Annotated in this window: 7 protein-coding genes and 1 pseudogene; 1 reads left to right on the plus strand and 7 read right to left on the minus strand. The window is 73.5% G+C overall.

The window, feature by feature from the left end:
- A pseudogene (locus HET64_RS32175) lies at nt 1–1,899 on the plus strand (PAS domain S-box protein); the annotation flags it as partial.
- 91 nt (nt 1,900–1,990) lie between these two features.
- Here HET64_RS32175 and HET64_RS32180 read toward each other — a convergent pair.
- The 7 genes from HET64_RS32180 to HET64_RS32210 all read right to left on the minus strand — a co-directional run.
- Nucleotides 1,991–3,643, minus strand: a complete 1,653-nt coding sequence (locus HET64_RS32180; protein WP_215110682.1) for a long-chain fatty acid--CoA ligase — start codon at nt 3,641–3,643, stop codon at nt 1,991–1,993.
- A gap of 155 nt (nt 3,644–3,798) precedes the next feature.
- Nucleotides 3,799–4,362 (minus strand): SigE family RNA polymerase sigma factor, encoded by a 564-nt coding sequence (locus HET64_RS32185; protein WP_012380021.1) that lies wholly within the window; start codon nt 4,360–4,362, stop codon nt 3,799–3,801.
- Between the two features lie 170 nt (nt 4,363–4,532).
- Nucleotides 4,533–5,699 (minus strand): lipid-transfer protein, encoded by a 1,167-nt coding sequence (locus HET64_RS32190; protein ID WP_215110683.1) that lies wholly within the window; start codon nt 5,697–5,699, stop codon nt 4,533–4,535.
- Nucleotides 5,696–6,133, minus strand: a complete 438-nt coding sequence (locus HET64_RS32195; RefSeq protein ID WP_215110684.1) for a MaoC family dehydratase — start codon at nt 6,131–6,133, stop codon at nt 5,696–5,698. Before HET64_RS32195 ends, HET64_RS32190 begins: the two co-directional genes overlap by 4 nt.
- Nucleotides 6,130–7,173, minus strand: a complete 1,044-nt coding sequence (locus HET64_RS32200; protein ID WP_215110685.1) for an acyl-CoA dehydrogenase family protein — start codon at nt 7,171–7,173, stop codon at nt 6,130–6,132. Before HET64_RS32200 ends, HET64_RS32195 begins: the two co-directional genes overlap by 4 nt.
- A 1-nt stretch (nt 7,174) precedes the next feature.
- Entirely contained in the window at nt 7,175–8,140 is a 966-nt protein-coding gene (locus HET64_RS32205) for a bifunctional MaoC family dehydratase N-terminal/OB-fold nucleic acid binding domain-containing protein (protein ID WP_215110686.1), read from the minus strand.
- A partial coding sequence (locus tag HET64_RS32210; protein WP_215110687.1) for an acyl-CoA dehydrogenase family protein occupies nt 8,137–9,244 on the minus strand: 1,108 nt, incomplete at its 5' end. The genes HET64_RS32205 and HET64_RS32210, both read right to left, overlap by 4 nt.

Here is a 9,244-nt window from a genome sequence, read left to right on the forward strand (position 1 = left end):
GCCCTGCCCGCCCTCGCCTCCGGAAACAGCGGCAACAGCGGAACCGGGAGCAACGGCGGTCACCCCGGGCCGGAGCAGTCCCAGCAGCCCGGAGGGCGGCGTGCCCGGCGCGCGCTGGCCGCCGCCCAGGAGCGCACCGCGGCCGACGCCGGACCGCGTACCGCCTTCGCCCTGCCGCCCGCCGACGCGGACCGGGCGCCGCTCGCCCCCGACGCCCCGGTGGCCCCCGGCGACGGGGCGAGCGCGCACCACGCGCGCACCGCACCGGAGGCCGGTCACACACCTCCGCAGGCGCACCCCGTCGCCCCGGCGCACCCCGGCCCGCAGACGGACGGAACCTCCGGGCAGGGCTTCCCGGCCACGCCCGGAGCGCCCCATCTCCCCGGGGCGGCACCGCACGCGCCCGGCCCGCACGACGGCGGCGTACCGGAGGCTCCGAACCCGGCGCCGGACCTCGCGCCGTGGGGCGACACCGGGCAGAACGCCGACACCGGGCAGAACGTCCCCTCGGGCACCGGGCAGACCGGCGCCGGGCGGACCACCCACACCACCGGCGACGCGGCCGTCGCCGATCCGGTGGCGCACCCGGCCGACGGTGACGCGGGCGTCCCGGCCCCGGACGCGCGGCGGCAGCCGCTGCCCGCCGAGGAGCCGATGCCGGACGGCAGCAACCCCGATTCGACGCAGGGGAGGGCCTTCAGCGTGCGCACGCTGGGCCAGGGCGTGCCGTTCGCCCAGCACCTCGCGCATCAGCAGAACCAGCCGCATCAGAGCCTCGGCGGCGCCGGCCGGCGCCGCAAGCTCGCCGCCCCGCCGGAGGGCGACCGCTCCCCGGCCCGGACCGCCGCCGACCGGCCGGGGCCGGCACAGCCCACGGGCCCCGCGCAGGCTCCCGGACCGCAGCAGCACCAGCCCCGCACCCATCCCCAGGACCAGGGCCAGGACCAGGGGCCGGACCAGGCGCAGGAGCCCGGCCGGCCCGGTCAGCCGGCGCAGGGCGGGCCCGGCGCCGCCTACGGCGAGGGGCAACTCCTCGCGCAGCCCGTCGCGGAGGGACGCGCCTACGCCATAGGGGCGCCCGACGAGGGGGCGGAGGGTCCCGAGCCGCTGGACGGGCCCGGAGGCGCCGTCGAGGTCGCCAACCGGCCGCACCCGCACCCGGTCGACGACGAGCTGCCGCCCGAGCCGCTGGACAACCCGCGTCGGCTGCTGGTCTGGCCCGCGCCCGACGTGCCGACCCAGCAGGCGCTCAGCGACCGGGGCTACCGTCCGGTGATCGTGAACTCCCGCGAGGAGGTCGACGCCCAGATCGCCGCGTTCCCCGCAGCGCTCTTCGTCGATCCGCTGACCGGCCCCATCACCCGTACCGCGTTGCAGTCGCTGCGTCAGGCGGCCGTCGCGGCCGAGGTCCCGGTGCTGGTCACCGCCGGTCTGGGGCAGGCGACCCGGGAAGCGGCGTACGGCGCCGACCCGGCCGTCCTGCTCAAGGCGCTGGCCCCCCGCGACAGCGAACAGCATCCCTCGCGGGTGCTCCTGATCGAGGAGCACGAGGAGATCGCTGTGGCGCTGACGCAGACCCTGGAGCGGCGCGGGATGCAGGTGGCGCGGGCCGCGACGGACAGCGAGGCCGTCGACCTGGCGGGCCGGATGCGGCCGAACCTCGTGGTGATGGACCTGATGCAGGTACGCCGCCGCCGCGCGGGGATCATCGACTGGCTGCGGGCCAATGGGCAGCTGAACCGCACCCCGCTGGTCGTCTACACCTCGGCCGGGATGGACCGGGCGGAGCTGCCGCGACTCGCATCGGGTGAAACCGTCCTCTTCCTGGCGGAGCGGTCGACGAGCGACGAGGTCCAGTCGCGGATCGTCGACCTGCTGGCGAAGATCGGCACCAACTAGACGGACGCGGGGCCCAGAACAGGGTGGGGCGGTACGGGTATCCCGTACCGCCCCACCCTGTTTCACGTGAAACAGAAGAGGAACCGAGGCCTCAGAGCCGGGTGACGTCCAGCTCGCCTTCCGCGTACTGCTTGCGGATCACCTTCTTGTCGAACTTGCCGACGCTCGTCTTCGGCACGGCGGCGATCACCGACCAGCGCTCCGGCAGCTGCCACTTGGCGATGCCCGACTCGGCGAGGAACTCCTTCAGCGCCTCGTAGTCGGTCCCGGTGACGCCCTCCTTGAGGACCACCGTCGCGAGCGGCCGCTCGCCCCACTTCTCGTCCGGCACGGCCACGACGGCCGCCTCCGCCACGTCCGGGTGGGCCATCAGCGCGTTCTCCAGCTCGACGCTGGAGATCCACTCGCCGCCCGACTTGATGACGTCCTTGGCCCGGTCGGTGAGGGTGAGGTAGCCGTCGGTGCTGATCACACCGACGTCGCCGGTCTTCAGCCAGCCGTCCTCGCTGAACTTGTCCTCGGGGCGCAGGTGCTCGCCGTCGGCGCCGCCGTAGTAGGCGGCGGCGATCCAGGGGCCCCTGACCTCCAGCTCACCGGCCGACTCGCCGTCCCACGGAAGGTGTTCGCCGCCGGGGCCGACCAGCCGCGCCTCGACCCCGGCGGGGAAGCGGCCCTGGGTGACCCGGTACGGCCACTCCTCGTCGGCGCTCAGACCGGCGGGCGGGTGGGCCATGGTGCCGAGCGGCGAGGTCTCCGTCATGCCCCAGGCGTGGCAGAGCCGGACGCCGAGCTTGTCGTACGCCTCCATCAGCGAGGGCGGACAGGCCGCGCCGCCGATGGTCACGTTGGCCATGGAGGTGAGGTCGCGCGGGTTGGCGGTGACCTCGGCGAGCAGGCCCTGCCAGATGGTCGGAACGGCGGCGGCGTGCGTCGGGCGCTCGCTCTCGATCATGTCGGCGAGCGGAGCGGGCTGGAGGAAGCGGTCCGGCATGAGCATGTTGACGCCGCTCATGAACGTGGAGTGCGGCAGGCCCCAGGCGTTCACATGGAACTGGGGCACGACGACGAGCGTGGTGTCCTTGTCGGTCAGCCCCATCGACTCGGTCATGTTGACCTGCATCGAGTGCAGGTAGATCGAGCGGTGCGAGTAGACGACGCCCTTGGGGTCGCCCGTGGTGCCGGAGGTGTAGCACATGGCCGCGGCCTGGCGTTCGTCCAGCTCCGGCCAGTCGTACGTGGTGGGGCGGCCCGCGATCAGTTCCTCGTACTCGTGCACGCGCGGCGCGACGCCGGCGAGGGCGGAGCGGTCGCCGGGGCCGGACACGACCACGTGCTCGATGCTCGGCAGGTGAGGCAGCAGCGGCACGAGGAGCGGCAGCAGCGAGCCGTTGACGATCACCACCCTGTCGTCCGCGTGGTTGACGATCCAGGCGAGCTGCTCGGGGGGCAGCCGGAGGTTGAGGGTGTGGAGCACGGCCCCCATGGAGGGAATGGCGAGGTACGCCTCGACGTGGACGGCGTTGTTCCACATGAGCGTCGCGACCCTCTGGTCGCCGTCGACGCCCAGCTCGTCGCGCAGCGCGTTGGCCAGCCGGGTGGCGCGTGCGCCGATCTCGGCGAAGGTGGCACGGTGCGGCTCGGGTTCGCCGGTCCAGGTCGTGACCTGCGACTTCCCATGAATCGTCATCCCGTGGTGCAGGATGCGGGTGACAGTCAGCGGTACGTCCTGCATGGTGCTCAGCACGGCGTCCTCCCGGTAGGCGCTACGCGGCAGTAAGGTTCCGCTGATTCTGCGCACATACCAAGCGGTATGTCACTACTCGCGGGAAAATATCTGCCGGGCCCCCCGCTGGAGAGCCGGGTCAGGACCCCCTGACGGAGCGGGCCGAGCCGTCCGGATCAGCGGACCGGCGTCAGCTCCGGGTCCTCGCGGAGCTTGCCGAGGGCACGGGAGACGGCGCTCTTGACCGTACCGATCGACACGCCGAGCACCTCCGCCGTCTGGGCCTCGCTCAGGTCCTCGTAATAGCGCAGGACGACCATCGCGCGCTGGCGGTCCGGGAGCTTGAGCACCGCCCGCCACATCGCGTCGTGCAACGACTGCTGCTCGGCCGGGTCAGGCGCCGGAAAGGCCTCCCGCTCGGGCAGCTCCTCGCACGCGAACTCGTCGACCTTGCGCTTGCGCCACTGCGAGGTGCGGGTGTTGAGCAGCGCCCGCCGGACGTAGCCGTCCAGCGCCCGGTGGTCCTCGATCCGCTCCCACGCGACGTACGTCTTGGCGAGCGCGGTCTGCAGCAGGTCCTCCGCGTCGCACGGGTTCGCGGTGAGCGAGCGCGCGGTACGCAGCAGGACCGGTCCACGGGCCCGTACGTACGAGGAGAACGACGCGTAGGGCGCGTGGGGGTGGCCGGCGGCGGTGGCAGAGGCCGCCCTGGAGGCGCCCGTGCAGACTGGCGTGGTCATGTACTCAACGCTAGGAGCGGGCGCCGCCGAGGGGATCGCCCCCAGGTCCCGAAGGCTCGTCCGCCTCAGGTTGTAGGGGGTGTGCACCCTGCACCTCCTGAAGGTGGACGGGCCTCCGCCCGGCCGTAGGGGTCCGCCCCCGAGAGCCCCCGGGGGCCGGGCGTCGCCGCTCAGCCGTCCGCACCGATGACCAGGCCCGACGTCGGAACCCCCGTACCTGCCGTGACCAGCGACCTCGCCGCCCCCGCCACCTGGTTCACCGACGTCCCCCGGATCTGCCGGACGGCCTCCGCGATGCCGTTCATCCCATGGAGGTACGCCTCCCCCAGCTGACCCCCATGGGTGTTCAGGGGCAGCGCGTCCGCGGCGACGAACGCCCCGGCCTCCCCGGGTCCGCAGAAACCGAACTCCTCCAGCTGCATCAGGACGAACGGGGTGAAGTGGTCGTAGAGGATGCCCACGTCGATGTCGGCCGGCGACAGTCCGGAGCTGCGCCAGAGCTGCCGTGCGACCACGGCGGTCTCCGGCAGGCCCGTCAGCCCGTCCCGGTAGAAGCTCGTCATCTGCTCCTGCGACCGGCCCGCGCCCTGGGCCGCCGCGACGACGACGGCGGGCGGTCGGGGCAGGTCGCGGGCGCGCTCCACGCTGGTGACGACGAGGGCCTGGCCGCCGTCCGTCTCCTGGCAGCAGTCCAGCAGCCGCAGCGGCTCCACGATCCAGCGGGACGCGGCGTGGTCGGCGAGCGTGATCGGCTTCCCGTGGAAGTACGCCGCCGGGTTCCGCGCCGCGTGCCGCCGGTCGACCACCGCCACCTGCCCGAAGACCTCCGGGTCGAGGCCGTACGCGTGGAGGTAGCGCTGGGCCGCCATCGCCACCCAGGAGGCCGGGGTGAGCAGCCCGTACGGCAGGTTCCAGCCGAGCGCCGCGCCCTCGGCGGTGGGCTCGCGCCGCTGGACGCCGGAGCCGAAGCGGCGGCCGGAGCGCTCGTTGAAGGCCCGGTAGCAGACGACGACGTCCGCGATCCCGCTCGCCACCGCGAGGGCGGCCTGCTGCACGGTGGCGCAGGCCGCGCCCCCGCCGTAGTGGATCCGGGAGAAGAACGACAGCTCGCCGATCCCGGTCGCCTGGGCGACGGTGATCTCGGGGCTGGTGTCCATGGTGAAGGTGACGAGCCCGTCCACGTCGGCGGGGGTGAGGCCAGCGTCGTCGAGGGCGGCACGGACGGCCTCGACGGCCAGCCTCAGCTCGCTGCGTCCTGAGTCCTTGGAGAACTCGGTGGCCCCGATGCCGACGATCGCCGCCTTCCCGCCGAGCGAGTCGGCCCTGCGGATGCTCATGCTCCGGCCCTTTCGTCGCTCGGGGCCGGCAGGGTCACGATGACCGTGCCGGTGACGTGGCGGCCGATGCCGTTGTCGCCGGTGACGGCGATCGTCGCGCGCACGGGCTCTTCGCCGGCCGGCCCGGCCAGCTCCGTGACGCGTCCGGCCAACCGCAGGACGTCTCCCGGGTAGTTGGGAGCGCCGAGGCGGATCGCGACCTTACGGAGGACGGCGTTCGGGCCGAAGTGGTCGGTGATGTAGCGGCCGACGAGCCCGTTGGTGGTGAGGATGTTCATGAAGATGTCGGGGGAGCCCTTCTCCCGGGCCAGCTCCGCGTCGTGGTGCACGTCCTGGTAGTCGCGCGAGGCGATGGCCCCGGCGACGATCAGGGTCCGGGTCAGCGGGATCTCCAGGGGCGGCAGCTCATCGCCGACGCGGTACGTGGGTGTCACGACGCGTCCTCCTGACGGCCGGCGGCCAACAACAGGCCCAGCTCCTCCAGGACTTCGCTGCCGCAGCCGAGATACGCGTCGAGCTGACGGCCCCAGAGGAAGTGCCGGTGGACCGGGTGGTCGAGGTCGGCGCCGGTGCCGCCGTGCAGATGCTGGCCCGCGTGGACGACCCGTTTGCCCGCCTCCGAGGCCCACCAGGCGGCGGTCAGCGCCGCTGTCCCGTACTCCCGTCCGTCGTCCCGCCGCCAGGCCGCCTCGTACGCGGTGACCCGGATCGCCTCGGTGTCCATGTGGGCGTCGGCGGCGCGGAGCAGGACGCCCTGGTTGGTGGAGAGCGGGCGCCCGAACTGCTCGCGGGTGACGGTGTGGTGGACCGCGCGGGCGAGCGATCCCGCGCACACCCCGGCCTGGAGTCCGGCGAACGCGGTACGTGCGGCGGCGAGGACGGCCGCGTACGCCTCCGGGCCGTTCCCCAGACGCTCCCCGCGTACGCCGTCGAGAACCAGCCGTCCCGCCGCCCAGGGCGCGGTCGTCTCCACCGGCACCACGGCCACGCCCGGTGCGCCCGCCCCGACGATCCACAGGGCCCGGTCGGCGTCCGCCACCAGCACCTGGGTGGCGTCGCGCAGCCAGAGCACCCAGGGGACGGCCCCGTGCAGCGCACCGTCCGACGTGTGTACGCCGCCCCGCGCCGGGAAGGCGCCCGTCGCCACCGCCGTACCGTCGCGCAGCCCGGGGAGCAGGCGCTCGCGCTGCTCGGCCGTGCCGTACTCGGCGATCGCGAGGAGCCCGTACACACCGGTGGCCGCGAACGGGACCTGGGCGGTGGTCCGGCCCTGTTCCTCCAGGAGCAGGACGAGGCCGAGCAGCCCGATGTCCTCGACCGCGCCGGGCAGTCCGGCAGCGCACAGCTCCTTCCACAGTTCCGCGTCGGTGCCCGTGCCGGCCGCCGCCAGCCGCTCGTGGGTGGACAGGTCGCCGAAGATGCGCGCGGCCAGTCCCTGTGCGGCGGACTGTTCCTCGCTCGGGGTGAAGTCCATCTCAACCGCCTTCGCTCGCCCGGAAGACCGGCAGTTCCAGATCGGGGTCCGTGACGAGGAACTCCAGGTGTACGGGCATGCCGACGCGGACCTTGTCGTACGGCACACCGATCACGTTGCTGACGATGCGGACACCCTCGGCCAGCTCGATGAGCGCGACGGCGTACGGTCCGCCCTCGCCGGACGGGCTGAAGGCGGGGAACGGCGGGTGATGCATCACGACATGGCTGAAGACCGTGCCCCGGCCGCCCGCCTCGACCGTGTCCCACTCCGCGCCGCCGCAGGCGTTGCAGCCGGGCAGCCAGGGGAGGCGCAGGGTCGCGCAGTCGGTGCAGCGCTGGATGAGGAGCCGGTGGTCGGCGACTCCGGCCCAGAAGCCGGCGTTGTCGCGATTGATCACGGGCCGGGGGCGCGGAGGAGGGGCAACGGGCTTCTCCCGTTGTGCGGGGCGGTACTTGAGGATGCGGAAGCGGTGTGTTCCGGCGGGCTCGCCCTCGGCGCGGACGTCCGTGCGGGTGGTGACGAAGTAGCCGGTGCCGAGCTTGGTCGTCTTGCGCCGGGAGACGGACTCGATGACCGTGTCGAAGGTGATCCGGTCGCCGGGGCGCAGCGGGCGCGCGTACTCCTGCTCGCAGTCGGTCGCGACGACGGAGGTGTAGCCGCCGCCGTCGAGCAGGGCGAACATCTCGTCGTACGCCGCGGAGCGCCCCGCGCTGTCCGTGTGCCCGGAGAGCCCGCCCATCGTCCACGCCTGGAGCATCGTGGGCGGGGCGACGGCGTCCGGGCCCCGGTAGGCGGCCGAGGCGTCGCCCATCGCCTCGCACCAGTGCCGGATCATGGGCTCGTTGACCGGGTCCTTGCCCGTGCCCCCGGTGGCGGCGGCGCGGCCCTCGTAGGCCGCGAGCCGCTCGTACAGCTGGTCCCGGTCGTCGGGCTCCCGGCTGCCGTCGGCCTCCCGTTCGCTCATCGCTTGCTCCGGGTCATCCCGAGCCGGGCCGTGGCGACGATCTCGCGCTGCACCTCGCCGACACCGCCACCGAAGGTGTTGATCTGCGCCGCGCGGTTCATCCGCTCCAGCTCGCCGCCGGGCCCGGAACAGCCGGGAGAACCAGCCCGGAGCAGGGCGGCTTCCCCGACGGCCTCCTGGCACATCCGGTAGACCTCGACCGCGCTCTCGGTGCCCGCGAACTTCACGCCGCTGGCCTCTCCGGGGGCGGGCGCTCCGGCGCCGACGGCGTCGACCAGCCGCCAGTTCAGCAGGCGCGTCGCCGTGAGCCGGGCGTACGCCTCCGCGAGCCGGGCGCGCACCCACGGCTCGTCGATCCGGCGGCGCCCGGTCACGGGATCGGGGGTGCGGGCGTGGGCGAGTGCCTCCTCGTAGAAGTCCTCGGCCTGCATGCCGATCGCGGCCAGCGCGACACGTTCGTGGTTGAGCTGGCTGGTGATGAGCTTCCAGCCGCCGTTCTCCTCGCCGACGAGGTTCGTGGCCGGGACGCGTACGCCGTCGTAGTAGGTGGCGGTGGTGGTGACCCCGCCCACCGTCCGGATCGGCGTCCAGGAGAAGCCGGGACAGTCCGTGGGCACCAGGATGATCGAGATGCCGCGGTGCTTGGGGGCCTCGGGGTCCGTACGGCAGGCGAGCCAGATCCAGTCCGCCTGCTGGGCGTTGCTGGTGAAGATCTTCTGGCCGTCGATGACCCAGTCGTCGCCGTCCCGCACGGCACGGGTCCGCAGCGCCGCCAGGTCCGTACCGGCATCGGGCTCGCTGTAGCCGATCGCGAAGACGAGGTCGCCGCCGAGGACGCGGGGCAGGAGTTGCGCCTTCTGCTCCTCGGTCCCGTGCGCCATCAGGGTCGGGCCGACGGTGTTGAGCGTGACCATGGAGACCGGTGCGCCGGCCCGGTACGCCTCGTCGAAGAAGACGAACTGCTCGTCGGGGCCCCTGCCCCGGCCGCCGTACTCCTCGGGCCAGCCGAGACCGAGCAGGCCGTCGGCGCCGATCCGGCGGAGCAGCCGCCGCTGTTCGCCCGCGTCCGGCACGCCGCCGCCCCCGCTCTCCCCCTGTCTCTTA

Origin of the sequence: Streptomyces sp. McG3, from assembly GCF_018619185.1 — a bacterium.
In the GTDB taxonomy this organism is placed as follows: domain Bacteria; phylum Actinomycetota; class Actinomycetes; order Streptomycetales; family Streptomycetaceae; genus Streptomyces.